The organism is Enterococcus sp. 1001283B150225_161107_E12, assembly GCF_015556925.1.
In the GTDB taxonomy this organism is placed as follows: domain Bacteria; phylum Bacillota; class Bacilli; order Lactobacillales; family Enterococcaceae; genus Enterococcus_B; species Enterococcus_B mundtii.
On record NZ_JADNNI010000002.1, the window covers coordinates 207,829 to 227,692 of the forward strand.

At 39.0% G+C, this 19,864-nt stretch carries 14 protein-coding genes, 2 pseudogenes and 1 other annotated feature; of the genes and pseudogenes, 10 read left to right on the forward strand and 6 right to left on the reverse strand.

The genetic code is table 11. From position 1 onward, the window contains the following. Positions 1 to 120: 120 nt before the first annotated feature. Positions 121 to 1,275, reverse strand: coding sequence for a hypothetical protein (locus I2F89_RS02820; RefSeq protein ID WP_086335405.1), 1,155 nt, complete (start codon positions 1,273 to 1,275; stop codon positions 121 to 123). Between the two features lie 316 nt (positions 1,276 to 1,591). Next, positions 1,592 to 1,795, forward strand: a binding site (T-box leader). Positions 1,796 to 1,890: 95 nt separating this feature from the next. Here I2F89_RS02820 and tyrS point away from each other — a divergent pair. The 3 genes from tyrS to tyrP all read left to right on the forward strand — a co-directional run bounded on the left by tyrS (position 1,891) and on the right by tyrP (position 6,975). After that, the gene (tyrS, locus tag I2F89_RS02825) at positions 1,891 to 3,147 is read left to right on the forward strand and encodes a tyrosine--tRNA ligase (protein ID WP_010736393.1); all 1,257 of its coding nucleotides are present in this window, start codon (positions 1,891 to 1,893) and stop codon (positions 3,145 to 3,147) included. Positions 3,148 to 3,437: 290 nt separating this feature from the next. After that, positions 3,438 to 5,312: a tyrosine decarboxylase gene (gene tdc / locus I2F89_RS02830; protein ID WP_074800430.1), complete on the forward strand. Its 1,875-nt coding sequence runs from the start codon at positions 3,438 to 3,440 to the stop codon at positions 5,310 to 5,312. 244 nt (positions 5,313 to 5,556) lie between these two features. Next, a complete protein-coding gene (tyrP, locus tag I2F89_RS02835; RefSeq protein WP_074800427.1) occupies positions 5,557 to 6,975 on the forward strand; it encodes a tyrosine-tyramine antiporter in 1,419 nt (472 codons plus the stop codon). A gap of 626 nt (positions 6,976 to 7,601) precedes the next feature. On the opposite strand, the gene I2F89_RS02840 is transcribed toward tyrP, so the two are convergent. The 4 genes from I2F89_RS02840 to I2F89_RS02855 form a co-directional block, all read right to left on the reverse strand. Further along, positions 7,602 to 8,618, reverse strand: a complete 1,017-nt coding sequence (locus I2F89_RS02840; RefSeq protein WP_074800424.1) for a LacI family DNA-binding transcriptional regulator — start codon at positions 8,616 to 8,618, stop codon at positions 7,602 to 7,604. A 64-nt stretch (positions 8,619 to 8,682) separates the two neighbouring features. After that, on the reverse strand, positions 8,683 to 9,693 hold the full coding sequence (locus I2F89_RS02845; protein WP_086335407.1) for an aldose epimerase family protein: 1,011 nt from the start codon (positions 9,691 to 9,693) through the stop codon (positions 8,683 to 8,685). Next, complete coding sequence (pgmB, locus tag I2F89_RS02850; RefSeq protein ID WP_074800418.1) at positions 9,686 to 10,351, reverse strand: beta-phosphoglucomutase; 666 nt, start codon at positions 10,349 to 10,351, stop codon at positions 9,686 to 9,688. The genes I2F89_RS02845 and pgmB overlap by 8 nt, the downstream gene beginning before the upstream one ends. Beyond that, complete coding sequence (locus tag I2F89_RS02855) at positions 10,344 to 12,638, reverse strand: glycoside hydrolase family 65 protein (protein ID WP_086335408.1); 2,295 nt, start codon at positions 12,636 to 12,638, stop codon at positions 10,344 to 10,346. The genes pgmB and I2F89_RS02855 overlap by 8 nt, the downstream gene beginning before the upstream one ends. 284 nt (positions 12,639 to 12,922) lie before the next feature. Between I2F89_RS02855 and I2F89_RS02860 the strand changes: the two genes are divergently transcribed. The 7 genes and pseudogenes from I2F89_RS02860 to I2F89_RS02890 all read left to right on the forward strand — a co-directional run bounded on the left by I2F89_RS02860 (position 12,923) and on the right by I2F89_RS02890 (position 17,958). After that, the gene (locus I2F89_RS02860; protein ID WP_195513428.1) at positions 12,923 to 15,085 is read left to right on the forward strand and encodes a PTS transporter subunit IIBC; all 2,163 of its coding nucleotides are present in this window, start codon (positions 12,923 to 12,925) and stop codon (positions 15,083 to 15,085) included. A gap of 127 nt (positions 15,086 to 15,212) precedes the next feature. Then, on the forward strand, positions 15,213 to 16,043 hold the full coding sequence (locus tag I2F89_RS02865) for an endonuclease/exonuclease/phosphatase family protein (RefSeq protein ID WP_161641513.1): 831 nt from the start codon (positions 15,213 to 15,215) through the stop codon (positions 16,041 to 16,043). A 269-nt stretch (positions 16,044 to 16,312) separates the two neighbouring features. Further along, complete coding sequence (locus I2F89_RS02870; protein WP_019723813.1) at positions 16,313 to 16,720, forward strand: GNAT family N-acetyltransferase; 408 nt, start codon at positions 16,313 to 16,315, stop codon at positions 16,718 to 16,720. A gap of 105 nt (positions 16,721 to 16,825) precedes the next feature. Further along, positions 16,826 to 16,993, forward strand: coding sequence for a hypothetical protein (locus I2F89_RS02875; RefSeq protein ID WP_161641511.1), 168 nt, complete (start codon positions 16,826 to 16,828; stop codon positions 16,991 to 16,993). Positions 16,994 to 17,014: 21 nt separating this feature from the next. Then, positions 17,015 to 17,245: pseudogene (locus I2F89_RS02880) on the forward strand (DUF3788 family protein); the annotation flags it as partial. 194 nt (positions 17,246 to 17,439) lie between these two features. Beyond that, complete coding sequence (locus I2F89_RS02885; protein ID WP_065096535.1) at positions 17,440 to 17,709, forward strand: type II toxin-antitoxin system Phd/YefM family antitoxin; 270 nt, start codon at positions 17,440 to 17,442, stop codon at positions 17,707 to 17,709. Positions 17,710 to 17,731: 22 nt separating this feature from the next. After that, positions 17,732 to 17,958 (forward strand): annotated as a pseudogene (locus tag I2F89_RS02890) (Txe/YoeB family addiction module toxin). A gap of 144 nt (positions 17,959 to 18,102) precedes the next feature. Here I2F89_RS02890 and I2F89_RS02895 read toward each other — a convergent pair. Further along, complete coding sequence (locus I2F89_RS02895; protein ID WP_065096534.1) at positions 18,103 to 19,782, reverse strand: hypothetical protein; 1,680 nt, start codon at positions 19,780 to 19,782, stop codon at positions 18,103 to 18,105. Positions 19,783 to 19,864: the final 82 nt, after the last annotated feature.

The window sequence follows — 19,864 nt, forward strand, 5'->3', positions numbered from 1 at the left end:
GGTTGGAAAGAAGTATTTAGCTTCGACAAATAAAGCGTCATCCACAGTGTTAACTTATGTGGATGACGCTTTATTTGTTCTGTCGTTTATCCCAATTAAGGAAAGATAAGTGGTTACTTGCTAGATATTCCCAATACCCCCGCCCACTTCTGGGTGATTGATTTCATCAACAACTGAGACTGTAACCGTTTTTTCCACTCTTGGATCTTCTGTTACGCCAAATGTCACGGCAAATTCGCCAGTTTTGTTTGCTTCAATCGAGGAATGCTTCACGTAAACATTTGCCTTTTGACCAAGGAGAGTCACTGCATTCGCGCCGGTTGCTTGGATCAGCGAGAGGTCATCCGTTTGACCTAACTGGACCGTTGCATCGAATGCTTGTAAAAAGAATCTAGAAGGAATAGTGTTATCTGAAGTGACGGTAAGATTGACAGTTTTAGTAAATAAACTTGAGTCTCCTTTGAGACCGAATGTAACAGTGTAATTTCCTGGCTCAGACTTGATTGTGGAGTGTTTGATTTCTACAGGCAAAGAATGTCCTAAAATATCAGTTACCTTGGCATCAGTCATGACAATCAACGTTTGTTCGTCCAATTGGTCGATCGAGACAGTAGCATCAGATGCGTCGACAAAGTAAAGACTTTCTTGCTCGTTCCCTGCGTCATTAGTAACTGTGACTTGGACTGTCTTGCGGATCTTTGGTTCTTCTTTGATCCCTAAAACGATTTGATACGTACCAGGGGTATCACTCACTATATTTGATTTCTTGATCACGACATCTACTGGATAGCCGCTAGAAGTCGTCGCTTGCGCATTTGTTGCTTGAAGGATTGCTGTTTCATCTACTTGCCCCACCTGAACCGTTCCAGCGTCAGCAGTTAATTGATAAATACCGTAAGTCGGACAGTCTTCAAGGTTATCGACGACAGTGACTGTGATTTCTTTTTCTACTGAAGACATGATCGTTGTACCAATTGTTGCACGATAGACACCTGGCGCGTTTTGTACATTGGCCGACTTGATGATCGGAGGGACTTCTACGCCAATTGAATTTGTGATGCGGGCATGAGAAGCTGTTAAAATATTCTCGTTAGAGGCTTCACCAACTTCCAATGTAACATCTGTCCCGCTAATGGCAAAAGCACCAATGAAATCAGTTTCGCCAGCTGTTGGATGTATTTCCTCAGCGCCAACAGGTTGAGAGACGTTCAAGTATGATACTGCACATAAAATCGCACTAGCAGATAAAGCAATTTTCAAAATCATCGATTTCATTTTTTATTCCTTCTTTCTAAAATAATTTTATTATCTATAACAATATAACAGCCGTTTGAGTTATTAACGTAACGACAATTATGTAATTAAAGAAAAATTGGTGCGTGCAATGTGAATAATATTTTTCAACAGATCGAGCAGTAAATGATTCAATATTCTAGCAGTAGAATCAATAAAGGCTTATCCAATTCAATCAATCTTCGTCTATCTCAAGATTCAAAAGCGACGTTATTTTTTATTGTTCGATTGATCAAGAAAAATTTTTTTGTTGACAAAAAAAACAGTGCGTTCTAAGATAGGAGATAGATGAATAAGGAATTAGACGATGAATAAAACGAAGTAGTGGGTAAAGCCAATGTTTCAGAAAGCTAGTGGTTGCTGTGAACTAGTACATGCTTTAGCGCGAATTACATTTTAGGAGTCTATGGCATGAAGCCACGCGACAGCGTTAAATGTTAGAGAGATATGTTTGGGAAACAAGCATATAATTTGGGTGGTACCGCGAAATTTCGTCCCTTGACTTGATTGTCAAGGGATTTTTTGTTGTCTACCCGTTAATAAATGACATGCTGGCAGGGACCTGCTTTCATAAAAAAAGATATGGAGGGAAATGTTATGAATATTATTGATGAATTAACTTGGCGTGATGCCATTAACCAACAAACCAACGAAGAAAGACTTCGCGAGCTTGTTGAAGAAAAGAGTATCTCGCTTTACTGTGGTGTCGATCCAACAGGAGATTCGATGCATATTGGGCATTTGATCCCATTCATGATGATGAAAAGATTCCAATTAGCAGGGCATCATCCATACATCCTGATTGGTGGAGGAACTGGAACGATCGGTGATCCAAGTGGACGGACAAGCGAACGTGTTTTACAAACGATGGAACAAGTCCAACATAATGTAGATGCACTATCGAACCAAATGCGCAAACTTTTTGGGAAAGATGCCAATATCACATTTGTGAACAACTATGACTGGTTATCAAATATTTCTTTATTAGAATTTTTAAGAGACTACGGAAAAAACTTCAACATCAATACGATGTTAGCGAAAGATATCGTGGCAAGCCGTTTGGAAGTCGGGATTTCATTTACCGAATTTACTTACCAAATCTTGCAATCGATCGACTTCTTGCACTTACACAGAACATACGATGTGCAATTACAGATCGGTGGAGCTGACCAATGGGGAAACATCACTGCTGGTTTAGATCTGATCCGTAAATTAGAAGGACCAGAAGCGGAAGCCTTTGGGTTGACGATTCCATTGATGCTGAAAGCAGATGGAACAAAGTTCGGAAAAACTGCCGGTGGTGCAATCTGGCTAGACCCTGAAAAAACATCCCCTTACGAATTCTACCAATTCTGGTTGAATCAAGATGATCGGGATGTTGTGAAATACTTGAAATTCTTTACTTTCTTATCGCAAGAAGAAATCAATGAATTAGCGAAAAAAGTGGAGACAGAACCTGAAAAACGTGAAGCACAACGCCGTTTGGCAGAAGAAGTGACACGTTTTGTCCACAGCGAAGAAGACTTACAAGAAGCACAAAAAATCACAGCTGCATTGTTCTCTGGAAATATCAAAGAACTAAATGCGTCAGAAATCGAACAAGGATTTGGAAACATGCCGAATGTAGAGATTTCAAGTACCCCTGAAAATATCGTGGAACTACTTGTTTCCACAAAAATCGAGCCATCAAAACGTCAAGCACGTGAAGATGTGTCGAACGGAGCTATAAGTATTAACGGTGATCGCGTAACCGATTTAAATTTTGTCATTGATCCAGCTACAGAATTTGATGGTAAATTCGTAGTGATCAGAAAAGGGAAAAAACGCTACTTTTTGGCCAAAGTAGTTGATTAGAATTTAGTAATTTTTTACCTTGTAAAAGGTCTATTCCATTACAAAATTCCAATTTTTGAAACTTATCCTAATAGTTACGCCGGTTGTCGTTAATACAATCACGAGGAGAGAATTTACATTTGTAAATTCCCTCCTTTTTTTAATTTTTATCAATTGTGCCAACAATTCAAACAATTAAAAACATTAAAATGAAATGAGGAAAATAGAAAAAGTGATATTTACAGAAATAAAAAACAGGTGTAATCTAAGCCTCGACAAAATTTAATTAATTTTTTTTAGGAGGGTTTCAAATGGAATCAAAGGGAAATGATTTAAATTTGAATGCACTATTCATTGGAGACAAAGCAGAGAATGGCCAAATCTATAAAGCTTTGTTGAATGAATTAGTGGACGAACACTTAGGATGGCGTCAAAATTATATGCCACAAGATATGCCGATCATTACGCCGGAAGAAAAAAGCAGTGAAAGCTTCGCGCACACGATCAATAAAACAAAAGATGTGTTAGCTGAAATCTCTACGCGGATGCGTACACACTCTGTCCCATGGCATAATGCAGGTCGTTATTGGGGTCATATGAACTCTGAAACATTGATGCCATCATTATTAGCCTATAATTTTGCGATGCTATGGAATGGAAATAACGTCGCATATGAATCTTCTCCAGCAACAAGTCAAATGGAAGAAGAAGTCGGAATGGAATTTGCTACATTGATGGGGTACAAAAATGGCTGGGGCCATATCGTTGCAGATGGCTCATTAGCAAACTTAGAAGGTCTTTGGTATGCGCGCAACATCAAATCATTGCCACTTGCGATGAAAGAAGTGGCACCTGAATTGGTTTCAGGCAAGACAGATTGGGAATTGATGAATCTTTCAACTCGGGAAATCATTGATCTGTTAGATCAAGTGCCAGAAAAAATCGATGAGATCAAAGCACATTCTGCACGCAGTGGAAAACATCTACAACAATTAGGTAAATGGTTAGTCCCACAAACAAAACACTATTCATGGTTGAAAGCAGCAGACATTATCGGTGTCGGTCTAGATCAAGTGATTCCAGTGCCTGTTGATCACAACTACCGCATGGACATCAAGGAACTTGAAACAATCATTCGTGAATTAGCAGCAGAACACACACCAGTTTTAGGTGTCGTTGGTGTCGTTGGTTCTACAGAAGAAGGGGCAATCGATGAAATCGACAAGATCGTTGAATTACGTCGCGTCCTAGAAAAAGAAGGGATTTATTTCTACCTACACGTAGATGCTGCTTATGGTGGTTACGGACGTGCGATCTTCCTTGATGAGAACAATCAATTCATCCCATTTGATCAATTAAAAGAAGTACACGCAAAACATCATGTCTTCACAGAAAATAAAGATTATCTTTTAGAAGAAGTACACCGTGCATATCAAGCAATTGAAGAAGCAGAATCAGTGACGATCGATCCGCATAAAATGGGCTATGTCCCTTACTCTGCTGGAGGTATCGTGATCCAAGACATCCGTATGCGCGATGTGATCTCTTACTTTGCAACCTATGTATTTGAAAAAGGAGCAGATATCCCAGCGTTGCTTGGTGCCTATATTTTGGAAGGATCAAAAGCCGGAGCAACTGCTGCAAGTGTTTGGGCAGCGCATCATGTACTACCGCTTAATGTGACTGGTTATGGTAAATTGATGGGCGCATCGATTGAAGGCGCACATCGTTTCTTCCACTTCTTGAACAATTTAACCTTCAAAGTGGGAGATAAAGAAATCGAAGTTCATCCATTGACTTATCCAGATTTCAATATGGTTGATTATGTATTCAAAGAAAAAGGAAATGATGATCTGGTAGCAATGAATCAGTTGAACCATGATGTGTATGACTATTCTTCTTATGTCAAAGGAAGCATCTATGGCAATGAATTCTTGACATCTCATACAGACTTTGCAATTCCAGATTATGGCAATAGCCCACTTCAATTTGTAAAACAATTAGGATTTACAGAAGAAGAATGGGAACGTGCTGGAAAAGTCACAGTCTTACGTGCCAGTGTCATGACGCCGTATATGAATAAAGCAGAACATTTTGAAGAATATGCGGAAAAAATCAAAGCAGCGCTTCAAAGTAAATTGGAAAAAATCTATGCAGATCAGTTAGTGGCAAACGAAACAAAATAAACGTAAATATTATGATGAGCGAAGAGAAAGCAAGTAGAATGAGCGCTCATTTCTCGTTCGAAACGAATAAAGAATGAGCCTCCTTTCTCTTATCGAATCTTTCATGTTGGAGTGCCTTTGAAGCTTGATGATCCAAGCAAAAAATACTCAAAGCACAAGTTGGCCATACGTTTGCTTTTATTTGCTGTTAATGAAAAGTTTCAAAGACACGCCTATTTATTTATTAATAAGGAGAGTGTCAAAATTGAGTAAAGCTCAAGTAAGTAAAATGGGGCTAGGAACATTTATTGGTTTGACCATGGCGCTATGTGCCACTGTTCGTAGTATCCCAACATTGTCAGCTGTTGGTTGGACATTGATTTTTTACACGATTTTTGCCGTCTTGTTTTTTGCTGGACCCATTTCAATGATTTCTGGTGAATTATCAACGATGCTGCCACAAGAAGGCGGCCCGCAACTTTGGGTCAAAACAGCTCTAGGTAGTAAATGGGGATTTGTCGTTGCATGGTTGCTCTGGGTGCAAATGTTCCCAGGAATGGTCATGGTCGCTTCTACCTTAGGTCCATTGTTAGGGAATACGTTTGGGAACGCCGCTCTTGGCAACAATCACTACTTCGTTTTAGGGTGTATCTTGGTCATCTACTGGATCATCACCTTGCTCAACTTGAAGTTTGACATGGCGAAAGTCGGCGGGAATATTGGTGTTTGGTTGGGCGTTTATATTCCTGTGGTGATCATGTTTGTTTTGGGGATCTTAGCGTTTTTCAAAGTGGGACTTGTTTCAAATGGCTATTTAGGGGATTTTTCATGGTCGAAAGCACTGCCTGATCTACAACACAGTGATTCATTGAAATATTTGGCAGGGATCACATTTATCTTTGTAGGGATCGAAATGAGCTCAGTGTATATGCCTCGTTTGAAAGATGCAACGAAGAACTATACTAAAGGGGTCTTTATTGCATTGATCGGACTAGTTTTATTGAATGTCATCAACGCCTTGTTTGTTGCAAATGTCGTACCAGAAGGAACAATGGAATTGGCAAACATCACACAACCAGTATTGATCTATTGTGATATTTTAGGATTGCCAACGATCATCGGTAATATCTTCAGCTTTATGGTCTTCATTGGTGTGTTATTACAATTGTCTGCTTGGGTAACTGGACCTTCTAAAACGATCATCCAAGTAGCACGTGAAGGATTCTTACCACCAAAATTTGGCTTCCATAAAGAAAATGAATATGGTGTTTCAAGAAATGTGGTATTGACGCAATCAGTAGTTATTTCCCTCTTTGCGTTACTTTATGGTGTCATGGATGATGTAAGTGCGGTCTTTCTTACATTGACGAATGCAACAACAGTGATTTATTGTATCGTATATCTCTTGATTGCCATATCTTTAGTGAAAATGAGAACTAGCCATCCAGAATTGCCTCGCCCTTATCGGATCGGTAAAAAAGGAAATGGCTTTGCGTGGCTGGTTAGCTGTATGCTGATGTTGGCAATTATCGCCGTTGTTGTTTCAACGTTAGGAACTTCAACATTAGCGGATGCATTGCTTGTTGCGGTCATCGCGATCGTGATGTTCGTTATTCCGCTGATCATCAATCGCGTGAAGAAAACAACCTGGTTGACTGATGTTGAAGCAGACTTAAAAGAATAGTGGGGGAAACTCCCTATTAGAGGATATAAAACAACGAGGTTGTGACAGAAGTGTTCAGCTCCGAGAAATAAGCGTGAAACCCCGAAAATTGTTCTTCAAATTTTTGGGGTTTCACGCTTATTTCTGAAGGAGTTACTTCTGGAACACCGTTTGTCTAGGTTGTGAAAGGAGCGGTCAGCACTGAGTAATAAGACAGAAAAATTGAAAATGGCTTTTTCATTTTTGATTTTTTTGGCTTATTATTGAAGTGTTGCTTCTGGAACACCGTTTATTCGGTTCTAGGGGATGCAAGGTGACTAATATCCCGGGCTCGTTGTTTTTCTTAAAAAATCAAGAGCAAAAAAAATAGAGCCGTCCCAACTTTTGGCGAAGTAGACGTGCTCTAATGCTCTATCAATGCCATCCGCTTTGAACGGACTACAGGGGGCATGTTAACGCATGCCTCTTTACCCACGTTATTAGGGATTTTTAGAAAGAATGGAAGAGATTTCTTTTCTAGTCAAATACAAATGTGGACTTATCGTTAGTGGATCAGTTGATTACTAGTAAAATAAATAGCAAAGTATCTTTTGTCCGAAGACAAGATGCTTTGCTATTTTTGTTTGATCTGCCTAGGAATGGATGCCCTATTTTTCTTTCAATGGAACGACCGTTTCGCGTTTGATCAAACGATGGGGGATCACTAAACGTACACCATTGCTCACTTCTTCATGGATCAGTTCTTGCAATTTTTGCATCGCGACTCGACCTAACTCAGAGATATCGATGTCGATACTTGTTAAGTAAGGATGCATCAATGTAGAAAAAATCGAGTTATTGAAACTGATCATCGAAAGGGTTTCCGGGATGATATAGCCATACATTTGGGCGAGTTGCATCGTGCGTAAAGCAAAAATATCATCGATAACAACTAGCGCTGTCGCTTCAGCTTTTTTTAAGATCGTGTCAAAATCTAAGTAATCTTCAGCCTGTTCCAAGGTCACACTTGGTTGGGCGTTCAGTCCTGCTAACATCATCGCTTTTTGATAACCGAAATAGCGTTCAAAGTATAAACTTTCATGTGTTGTATTGGTCACGAAAAGAATATTTTTATGGCCATTATCGATCAAAAATTCGGTGGCTTGCTTTCCTAACAGTTGATTGTCGTTATCAATGTAGATGATTTCGTTCTCATGATGGTACGGTTGTCCGATCAGTGTGAACGGAATCTGTTGTTCATAAAGATAATCGATGACTGGATCGTCACTATCGGAGTAGACTAGGATAAAACCATCAACTTGTTTTTGTAAATGCATCCGCTGAACGTTCTCTAATAAGACGTCGAAACTTTTTGCGGTAGCAATAGCTGTTGTCACACCGTGATGTCGTGCTTCTTCGTTGATTGCTTCCATGATTTCTAAATAAAACGGGTTGCCAAGACGCTCTTTGGAATCGAGTGGTGGAAGAATGACACCTACAGCACTTGATACACGTTTACCAAGATTTCTCGCTGTGATATTGGGGACATATCCTAGTTCATCCATGATTTTTCGTACTTTCTTTTTCGTTGTTTCGGAAATACTTGGATGGTCATTGATCACGCGAGAAACAGTAGATGTCGCTACGCCTGCTTTTTTTGCAACATCTTTCACTGTAATTGCCATAAGTTAAATCACCTTTCTTTTTCATCGTCCATCGTCTTGTTGAAACCAAGTTAAATAAAACTGGTTAAGTGAATGTACTAAATTCATAAGTTGTTTGGCTGACACGTTCTTGTCCAGGGCGTAGCGTAATCGAGCCAAACTCCGGAAAATGAACGATATCTGGTATTTCTTGTGGTTCGATTGCTAAGCCAAAATGAGAATGCATGTTTTGACCGTTGATCTGTAAATCTGCATCAAACCCAGTTGTAGAAAATAATACCATACTTTTGTTCGTAGTTGCTATATTCATTTGGCGACCGGAAGCTTCTTCTGATAAAGTTAAGCTATTTTTGGTGAGTTTAGGCGTATTTAATAAAAAAACGTCATCAAGACCGGAAGGATACTTGGATAAAATCTCTGTCAGTGTATTTGGTTCTTGAAAATTGATTGGTAAGTCCGCTTTGTCTAGTGTTTTCCCTGTAGGTAATTTGTCATGATCCAAAAGTAACAAGCTATCTAATTGAATCTGGAGTTGATGGGAATCGATATCACGTTTTCCATTTCCAGATAGATTGAAATAGGCATGGTTTGTCGGGTTGCAAATCGTTTCTACTACACTGTTGGCTTTAGTGATCATCACTAATCTATTTCCTTCTAATTGATAGGTCACAGTCGCGGTGATTGGTCCAGGATAACCTGAAAATGTATCTTTTAAATAAAAGACGACACCCACTGCTTGAGGTGATTTGAATACTTCTACCTCCCAAAACTGAAAGGACCAGCCGTTTGTTCCGCCGTGGATATGATGGTTGCCATTATTTTTTTCTAGTTGGTGAGGGCCCCATTCACCATTTCTGATCCTACCTGCCACTGGACCAACCGTTGCACCGAAAAAACTATGATCAGATAAAACATCTTGAAGATTGTCGTAAGAGAGTAAGATATTTTCCCTTTGTCCAACTCTATCTGCTGTGAATATTTGATGCAAGCGAGCGCCATAATTGAGAAGAACGACTTCTAGCTCGTCGTTCTTCAATGTGATTTTTTTTAGATTTGTTTGTTTGATGGGGAGGACAGAGATGCTTGGTTCAGACATCTTTGCGCCAAACGTGTTGTAGATAGTCGAGTGTTAACGAAGACGTATCAGCGACGATCGGAATGTCCTCCCCAAGATCTTCCTTGCGTCCAACTCCTACAGGATAAGCACCACTTGCGATGATCGCTTGGATGCCTGCTTTTGCATCTTCAATACCTAAACAATCAGTCGCCTCTAATCCGATTTCTTTGGCTGCTAATAAAAAGATATCAGGGGCGGGTTTGCCACTTGCTACTTTGCTAGGATCAGCAATCGCATCAAAGTAATCCGTCAATTGCATTTTATCTAGTAACAATGGCCCGTTTTTACTAGCAGAAGCTAAGGCGATCTTGATGCCAGTGTCCTTTAATTCTGATAATAAAGGAACGATACCCGGAAATACGTCTGCTGGCGTGATTTCTTGGATCATTTCTAGATAATACTCATTTTTACGTTTAGCTAAAGCAGCGAATTCTTCGTTTGAAAAGTCATTTTCTTTCTTGCCATAAGCAAGAAGCAATGTTAATGAATCTTCTCGGCTGACCCCTTTTAATTGTTCGTTGAAGTTTCGGTCGATTGAAATCCCGATTTCTTCACCAAGTTTTTTCCAGGCGCGATAATGGAATTCTGCTGTGTCGGTGATGACACCGTCTAAATCAAATAGGACACCTTTAAACATGTGCATCGTCCTTTCTTAATGGAATCGTCAATTGATCTGTTAGCTCTTGTGTTTGTCCATACACAGTCAATTCCAGTGACTCACCATTCAGTAATGTAAATGTGACTTGTTCCTCAGAAACAGCGATGAAAATCAAGCGACCGCGGTAATTGATATGGAAAGAATAGGCATTCCATGTGTTTGGTAAAAATGGTGCAAAAGATAATTCGCCATGGGCGGTTTTCATTTGTGCAAAACCTTGAACGATCGCTAACCAACTACCTGTCATTGACGTGATATGCAATCCATCTTCTGTATCGTTGTTATAGTTATCCAAATCTAAGCGAGCAGTACGTTGGTACATTTCGACCGCTTTTTCTTCCAAGCCAAGTTCAGCAGCTAAAATCGCGTGGATACTTGGAGAAAGAGAAGACTCATGAACCGTCATCGGCTCATAGAAATCAAAGTTCCGTTGTTTTTCCTCTTTTGTAAATTCTTCATTGAAGAAATAGATGCCTTGTAACACATCCGCTTGTTTAATGAAGCAAGAACGCAAGATCTTATCCCAAGACCATTTTTGGTTCAATGGCAATTCGCTAAGTGGTAAATCCGAAACTGGCATCAAATCTTTGTCTAGGAATGTATCATGTTGGACAAAAATTCCTTGTTCCTCATCGATCGGGTAGTACATGTTTTCGACAATATCTGCCCATTTTGCTAATTCTTCTTCGCTGATTTCAATTGTTGTTTCTTCTTTGAACGCTAAATAATTTTCACGAGTATAACGAAGGACCCAAGCAGCAATCGTATTCGTGTACCAATTGTTATTGATATTGTTTTCGTATTCGTTCGGACCAGTCACGCCGTGGATCATATACTTGTTTTGACGTTTGGAGTAATGGACACGATCCGCCCAGAAACGAGCAATCTCAGCCAATACTTCAAGTCCTTCCTTTTTCAGATAAGACGTATCGCCAGTATAATTTGTATAATTGTAGATCGCGTAAGCAATCGCACCGTTACGATGGATTTCTTCAAAGGTGATTTCCCACTCATTGTGGCACTCGACACCTGTAAAGGTCACCATTGGATAAAGTGCGCCTTTCAATCCTTGTTGTTGGGCATTGTGGATGGCTTGTGGTAATTGATTGTGACGGTATTTCAATAAATTTTTTGTGACTTCTGGGTCAGCTAATGCCAGATATAATGGCACAGCGTAAGCTTCTGTATCCCAGTACGTCGCACCGCCGTATTTTTCACCAGTAAAGCCTTTTGGTCCAATGTTCAACCGTTCGTCTTCTCCGTAATAAGTAGAGAACAATTGGAAAAGATTGAAACGAATTCCTTGTTGCGCTTCATCGTCGCCTTCGATCACTACGTCAGCCAATTCCCAACGTTTTGCCCAAGCGGTTGTTTGTTCTTTTTTTGCTTCATCATAATGAGTAGTTAACTGATCAAATTCATCCATAAGTGTTGCCACTTGTTGTGCTTCAGGGATATCACGACTTGTCAAAATCAAGACTTCTTTATCCACGACCACAGGATCATTTTTTGTTAGATCATACGAGAATACACCTTGTAACGCTAATGTTTGTTCTTCAAATATAGGTGTCGCTGCTTCTCCATTGATAAAATGACGCATGCCCGCAGTGACGGTGAATTGCTCAATGTCAAATGCATTAGGAATGGTCTTTGTTGTCAAATAACCGATCGAGTCTTTTGTGCCACGGTCGATCTGATTCCAGAAATGCTCATCGTAGTTACTATCTTCATTTTGAACATTTCCATCTAGTTTCGAAACAAATTTTACAGTGGCAGAGCCGGCGATTAATTCAACCTTTACACGAATATAGGCCGCTTCGCTTTTAACAATACTCAAGAAACGTTCAAATGAGAAACGAACTTTATTTGTACCTGTCGTAATCGTAAATTGACGAGATAAGACCCCGTTTTTCATATCTAATTCCCAAGAGAAATCTTCTGGATCTAGTGAAGCTAAGTCAATCAATTGGTCGTTGATGTAAATATCCATTGCAATAAAATTTACTGCATTGATGACTTTGCCGAAGTATTCAGGATAGCCGTTTTTCCACCAACCCACACGAGTTTTGTCAGGATACCAGATACCTGCTAAATAAGTGCCTTGGTGATGATCCCCAGAGTACGTTTCTTCAAAGTTTCCACGCATTCCCATGTAGCCGTTTCCGATACTTGTCAATGACTCTTGTAAACGCAAGTTTTCTTTATCTAATGTTGTCGTGCTGATTTTCCAAGGGTCGATTTGGAATAAGCGTTTGATTTGTTTCATGATTCTCCTCCTAAATGTTTCATTTCTTAGGTTTATAATAAACGCAACCGGTTGCGTCAGTCAATAGTAAACTGATAAATACTCAATCTTTTTTATTGGCGAACACTTCGCAAGGGGATGGAAAGCATACTTGTCATAGTTTATCTATATCATTCTTAATATATTAGATGTATCATGCTTTTGGATAAAAAAATAAATAAAATAAAAATAAAGCATTTACAAAAAAAGGAATTACCTCTATAATACGGATTAACGAAACCGATTGCGTAAAGGAGAGATAGAAATTGAAGAAAATGTTTAGTTTTGATTTTTGGCAGAAATTTGGAAAGGCTTTAATGGTCGTTGTAGCAGTTATGCCAGCTGCTGGTTTAATGATCAGTATCGGGAAATCGATCCCATTGATCAACCCGAACATGGCAGCACTTGTCACTACGGGTGGCGTTCTTGAAAGTATTGGTTGGGCAATTATTGGGAACTTGCATTTATTATTTGCATTAGCGATAGGTGGTAGTTGGGCAAAAGAACGAGCGGGTGGTGCATTCGCTGCCGGAATCTCGTTTGTTTTGATCAATCGGATCACAGGAGCGATCTTCGGTGTCACAACAGAGATGTTAGCAAACGAAGATGCCTTCACACATACGTTGTTCGGTACACGAATCATGGTGAAAGGATTCTTTACGAGTGTCTTAGAAGCTCCTGCATTGAATATGGGGGTATTCGTAGGGATCATCGCTGGGTTCGTCGGTGCGATGGCTTATAACAAATACTATAACTACCGTAAATTACCAGATGCACTTTCTTTCTTTAATGGGAAACGATTTGTTCCTTTTGTAGTGATTCTTTGGTCAACGATTGTAGCTCTTATTTTGGCAGCTGTCTGGCCAGCCATTCAAGCAGGAATCAACAACTTTGGTTTATGGATTGCACAATCGCAAGATAGCGCACCAATTTTAGCACCATTTTTATATGGAACATTAGAACGGTTATTACTACCTTTTGGTTTACACCACATGTTGACGATTCCAATCAACTATACGCAATTAGGTGGAACATATGAGATTCTATCTGGCGCACAAGCCGGTACACAGGTATTTGGTCAAGATCCATTATGGTTAGCATGGGCAACTGACTTAGTGAACCTGCGAGGTGCAGGAGACATGGCACAATATGAATTCGTCTTGAATAATTGGACACCGGCACGTTTCAAAGTCGGTCAGATGATTGGTTCTTCTGGTATTTTGATGGGGATGGCGCTTGCGATGTATCGCAATGTCGATCCAGACAAAAAAGCAAAATACAAATCCATGTATTTCTCCGCTGCTTTAGCTGTCTTTTTAACAGGGGTAACAGAACCACTAGAATTTATGTTTATGTTTGCGGCAGTTCCACTGTATGCGATCTATGCAGTGATCCAAGGGGCAGCTTTTGCGATGGCGGATATCTTACCATTACGTGTCCACTCCTTCGGGAATATCGAATTATTGACGCGAACACCATTAGGGATCAAAGCAGGACTTGGCGGCGATTTGATCAACTTCGTCATCTGTGTTATTCTCTTTGGCGTAGTCACTTATTTCTTAGCAAACTTCTTGATCAAGAAATTCAACTTTGCGACACCAGGACGTAACGGAAACTATGACAATGATAGTGAAGAAACAACCGCTGGCACGACAACAGGAGCTGCGGATCAACAAGTTATCCAAATCATCCATTTATTAGGTGGAAAAGAAAATATCAAAGACGTGGATGCTTGTATGACGCGTTTACGTGTAACAGTGGCAGATCGAGGCAGAGTTGGTTCAGAAGACGCGTGGAAACGTGCTGGTGCAATGGGCTTGATCGTCAAAGACAATGGTGTCCAAGCAGTTTATGGGCCAAAAGCAGATGTGTTAAAATCAGATATTGAAGATTTGTTGCAATCAGGGGCAGATATTCCTGAACCACAAGTCAAAGAAGTCGTGATGGAAAAAGAAACAGCGACAGCAGCATTAGGAATCGAAAAAGAATTGTACGCAGTAGCCAAAGGAGAAGTGATTGCTTTAGCAGCGGTCAATGATCCAGTATTCTCACAAAAAATGATGGGTGACGGTTTTGCTGTCATTCCTGAAACAGATGCGATCACTGCTCCAGTAGCAGGTAAAATCGTTAGCGTATTCCCAACGAAACACGCCATCGGGATGGAAACAGCTGAAGGCGCAGAAGTACTGATCCACATGGGAATCGATACTGTCCAAATGGCGCAACCTGCATTTGAAGTATCTGTGAAAGAAGGACAAGAAGTCACACCAGGCATGCCGATTGCACGCATGGATCTTGCAAAAGTCAAAGAACAAGGAAAAGATACAACGATCATGGTTGTTTTCACGGATGATAAAGTGAAAGAAATTGCGATCACTACACTTGGTTCTGTTGAAATGGGTACAGAAATCGGAAAAATCAAGCTATAATAAATAAAAGAAGTGATCAGAGATTGTGACGAAAAGCGAGACGATTGAGGAGAGATTTCTTCAATGATCAGCGCTGACGTAACACTCTCTGATTTTTATGTAAAAATAGAAAAGAGGTTCCAAAAAAATGAAAATAATGACGTTGAATACACATAGTTGGTTGGAAGAAGAACCAGTAACTAAACTACAAGACCTTGCAGATAAGATTTTAACTGAGCGCTATGATGTCATTGCTTTGCAAGAGGTCAATCAACTGATTGAAACAAAAATCGTAAATGAACAAGAGCTAGTCGGTTTTTGTCCAGTAACGAATCAGACACCAATCCACAAAGATAATTTCGCTTATTGCTTGATCCAACGACTGGCAGAAGCAGGAGAATCCTATTTTTGGAGTTGGGAAATGAGTCATATTGGTTATGATAAGTACGAAGAAGGAAACGCTATTTTATCGAAGGCTCCTTTGGATAGTCGGGCATACATAGTGTCTGAAACAAAAGAAAAAGAAAACTACCGTACACGTATGATTCTTGTTGCCGAAACAGTTATTGACAATCAATCACTCGTTGTCGCAAGCTGTCATTTCTCTTGGTGGTCAGATATAGAAACGGGCTTTGCCTACGAGTGGCAATTCCTACAGAAAGAACTCCTAACTTATCAAATACCTTGCTTGTTGATGGGTGATTTTAATAATCCAGCAGGTGAGGAAGGGTATCGCTTAGTTAATGAAGACAACCAATTGAAGATCAAAGATTCATATGTTTTAGCCGAACAAAAATCTGAAGAAGCCACGATCGAGAAAAAAATCGATGGTTGGGAAAACAATACAGAAGCACTGCGAATCGACTATATTTTCGTTCCAACGGAGAGTAAAGTCAGTACGTATACGCGCGTCTTTGATGGGACGAATGGCCCGATCGTGAGCGATCATTTTGGAGTGTCTGTGGAAATGGATCTATAAAGTGAGAGTGAAAATAGAAAAAGGCGAATAATAAAAAAGCACATCTTTTAAAAACAGTCAGCTGTTTTAAAAAGATGTGCTTTTATAGCATTGCTGACTATTATTGGTGGTCTAGAAAAACATTTTTAAACCAATATTAGAATAGCCAGATAAAAATTGAGATAAGTAGCCTTGCTTTGCAGTTATACCAAGCTGTTTAGAAGGAATATTGATATAATCGAAGTAACGATATAAAAAGAGCAAGCTAAAATAAATAGGAGTGAAAATCCATGATAAATTATCAGACCAATGCACAGATACATAAAAGTGAACTTGAAAATCTATATGCCAGTGTGGGATGGACTAGTTATACGAATGATTTAGATAGGTTAGAAAAAGCAATCGCTCATTCCTTATCCGTAATAACTGCTTGGCATCAAGATAAATTAGTAGGATTGATCAGAGTGGTTGGTGATGGTCAGACAATTATATATATTCAAGATCTCTTAGTTCATCCTGATTACCAAAATAAAAAGATAGGAACTTATTTACTGGCTGAGATTTTACAGGAATATAAAGACGTAAGACAGAAAATTCTTTTGACTGAAGATGCTCCAGATGTAAGGCACTTTTATGAGGGATTTGGATTTGTTTCTTGCGACAAAGGTAATCTCGTATCGTTTTACAAAGAGTTTTAGTTGTTGAAGATAGGATAATTAAAGTATTTCACTATTTTGATAACTATTTCAAAGAAATGGTTTTAGTGTTTGTCAATGAATACTATGATTAAGGAGAATGAGGTTATGAAACGAAATAAAGCGGAAGTTTTATCAGATAAACAGAATGAACCCACAGAAGAATCAATAAAAATGTTTACTAGTGAGGATGCTTACGGACGACTACCTAAGATAGAAGAGATATTAAATAATCGTTATGAGGTGAAACGTGAGTTGAGATTTTGGGATAGTTGACAATTTGGTTATTGGCATAAAAAAAAGTGGCTATTTGATATTATTTTTAAAAAGAATGGCTTGATCGTAACAATGACGATAACCGATAAGAAAGTGAGTGAAATGGAACGGCTACAGGCCGAATTACAACCGGAGATCCAAGAAAACTGGAAAAAAAGAAAAAAATTCGGTCCATCTAGTTGGCCCTTGCTATTTGAATTAAAGACAGAAGCAGACATCAACGATTTGATGAAGATTGTGGCGATCAGATAGCTATTTAAAAAATAAAGAAGAAACAAACGTATTTATAAGTAAGCGGCAGAGTAACCATATAGAAAATATGGAGAATATATCTTACGGGGTACTAGAGAATGAAATTTAAAGTTATTAAAATAAAAATTTAAAAGAATGTTCATTTGATTAATTGTACAATTAATTCAGATAATACTAAGGGGGAGTGAAAAGTCATGGAAGCAGTCGCATATTCTAATTTCCGACAAAATTTACGTAGTTACATGAAGAAAGTCAATGAAGACGCAGAAACTCTGATTGTAACAAGTAAAGATGTGGAGGACACAGTGGTTGTCTTGTCAAAAAGAGACTATGACTCTATGCAAGAAACATTAAGAACACTTTCTAATAGTTACGTGATGGAAAAAATTCATCGAGGAGATGAACAATTTTCTAGAGTTTCGTTTAAGACACATGATTTAATCGAGGTTGAATCTGATGATTAATGCTTGATCTGATGATTCTTAGGTGGACTATCCTTATTGGTATGAGCAAGGAAACAAAAGTATCATAAAAAAATTAATAAGTTACTAAAGGATATCGCTCTTTCTCCTTTTACGGGATTAGGAAAAACTGAACCGCTAAAGTATGATTTATCGGGGGAATGGTCAAGAAGGATTACAGATGAACACAGTCTGATATATAGAGTTGAGAATGAGACGATCTTTATTTATTCTGCAATAGATCATTACTAACCAATCGATTGTATGCAGAGAAAGGATGATTTTCATACTTTCAAATTTTAAAACATAAGTGGGGCTGTGGTAGTCAATCTGTCACAGCCCCGCTTAGTCGTCAATTTATCATATATGTTTTGAACGTTCTAAAAAAATGATAGTCTAGCTGATTTTCACATTTTTTTCTTTTCTAAAATTAAACTTTTGTGAAAGATAGATGCCTAAAAAGGATAGCCAACCGGCAATAGTCGCAGCAACAACGAAGTAGAAATAGACTGGAAGGTCATAATAGAGAATGATTTCGTTGATGCCATTATGCTGCTTGACGATCGGTGTCCCGATATCGGTCAATTCAATATCCGTTAATTTCTGTCCATTTTGCATCAAGACGGTGCGATCATAAACAATGACTGGTACATGAACAGTTGGTTCACCAGTGTTTTTCCATTTGATGCTCAACCGACCATCAGGATGGGATTTGATAAACGTTGTTTCATTTTCCAAAATTTCTTCATTGTAGCGATCGTATTTATTCGCTGTCGTTTGTTTATAGATCGGCAAATAGTCTGGTGTTGTCTTTTGGAAAACAAATAAACTTTTCGACATATCACGACTATAGAAGGTTTTTCTTGCTTCATCAGGTGTATCGAACAAATACGTATGACGACTGACAAAGGTTTCATCTTCCCATTTATCGAGGTGACGGTATAAGTTTTGGATGGTCTGAACAGAACTGATCAGGATCAGTAAGGTCGCAGCTATCCGTAACCAGGTTTTGTTTTCCCAACGATTGGCGACAATCGCAAAGTAAAGTAAGAAAAGCAAGGTAAATGGGACAAAGAAACGAAACGGAAACTGGATCAAGCTAATAAATGGTACTTCGTTTTCAACTAATGTATTCCAAGGGATCAGGCTGGTTGAAAGTAAGAAGAACACAACACTTGTGCGCAACAAAAGTTTTGGAAACAGTTCTTCTCTTTTTCGGAACAATAAGAAACATAAAAATCCAGCAAATAAAACGACAGGTAGGATTTTCGGATAATTCAACCAGTAACTTCCCTCAAGATTGATTGATTTCTCTGTCATGCGTCGATTGACGAAAGGTGGAAGAATCTCATTCCCACTGTAAACCATCGCCATACCTACCCAGATGTTTGCCGTTAGGATAAAGTAAAGCAAAATTGATTTCCCTAATTGTAAAAGAGCTTTTCCCTTGTTGGTTTGTGTGAAGAAATAATACCCATAAAAAGGAATATACATCAATACTAGCATCACAGAAGATAGCAGATGGATCTGCGTCATCAATGCAATCGCTGCAGTTACTTTAAGTACAGGGAATTTTTTATGCACGATGAAATCAACGAGCGGGATCATACATAAAGGATAAAATACTGTTCCCCAGCTCGTAAAACCTTGATTAACAGCCCAATATTGGATCGAATAGGTCGTCATGAACAGGACTGAAACCGGTACACTTACCCATTCACGTACTTTTACATAACGCAACAAAGTCAACATGGACCAACCTGCGATAAGGAAGAGGATAAAATTCGATAAAATCTGGTAATGATACCAACTTCTAGCAACGAGTACGATCAACCCTTGAAAGTATGAGAATAAGGGACCGTAGATTGCATTGACGATCCGACCGCTTTGTTGAAAGCCATACATCGATGGGAAGTAGTGTAAGTCTCCGTGAATAATTTGTTGGGCTGCATCATAAAAACGATTGTAATGAAATGGCGCATCAGCCCCGATGATCAATTTGTGTGATAATATATTTGGCAATACGAAAATAATTGCGAAAATAAAAATCAAAAAATATGGTCTATATTTTTTCAACTGTTTGGCTCCTTTTCATATAATAACTAAACTTATCATAAAGGTTAATGAAAAGAGAGGCAAGGAATTAGAAAAAATTTGA

Excerpts from the sequence above, each read along its gene's own strand:
- I2F89_RS02875 (WP_161641511.1), top strand. The coding sequence starts at position 16,826 with ATGAAACGAAATAAAGCGGAAGTTTTATCAGATAAACAGAATGAACCC.
- I2F89_RS02870 (WP_019723813.1), top strand. The coding sequence starts at position 16,313 with ATGATAAATTATCAGACCAATGCACAGATACATAAAAGTGAACTTGAA.
- I2F89_RS02840 (WP_074800424.1), bottom strand. The coding sequence starts at position 8,618 with ATGGCAATTACAGTGAAAGATGTTGCAAAAAAAGCAGGCGTAGCGACA.
- I2F89_RS02845 (WP_086335407.1), bottom strand. The coding sequence starts at position 9,693 with ATGTCTGAACCAAGCATCTCTGTCCTCCCCATCAAACAAACAAATCTA.
- I2F89_RS02820 (WP_086335405.1), bottom strand. The coding sequence starts at position 1,275 with ATGAAATCGATGATTTTGAAAATTGCTTTATCTGCTAGTGCGATTTTA.
- pgmB (WP_074800418.1), bottom strand. The coding sequence starts at position 10,351 with ATGTTTAAAGGTGTCCTATTTGATTTAGACGGTGTCATCACCGACACA.
- tyrS (WP_010736393.1), top strand. The coding sequence starts at position 1,891 with ATGAATATTATTGATGAATTAACTTGGCGTGATGCCATTAACCAACAA.
- I2F89_RS02855 (WP_086335408.1), bottom strand. The coding sequence starts at position 12,638 with ATGAAACAAATCAAACGCTTATTCCAAATCGACCCTTGGAAAATCAGC.
- tdc (WP_074800430.1), top strand. The coding sequence starts at position 3,438 with ATGGAATCAAAGGGAAATGATTTAAATTTGAATGCACTATTCATTGGA.
- I2F89_RS02885 (WP_065096535.1), top strand. The coding sequence starts at position 17,440 with ATGGAAGCAGTCGCATATTCTAATTTCCGACAAAATTTACGTAGTTAC.
- I2F89_RS02865 (WP_161641513.1), top strand. The coding sequence starts at position 15,213 with ATGAAAATAATGACGTTGAATACACATAGTTGGTTGGAAGAAGAACCA.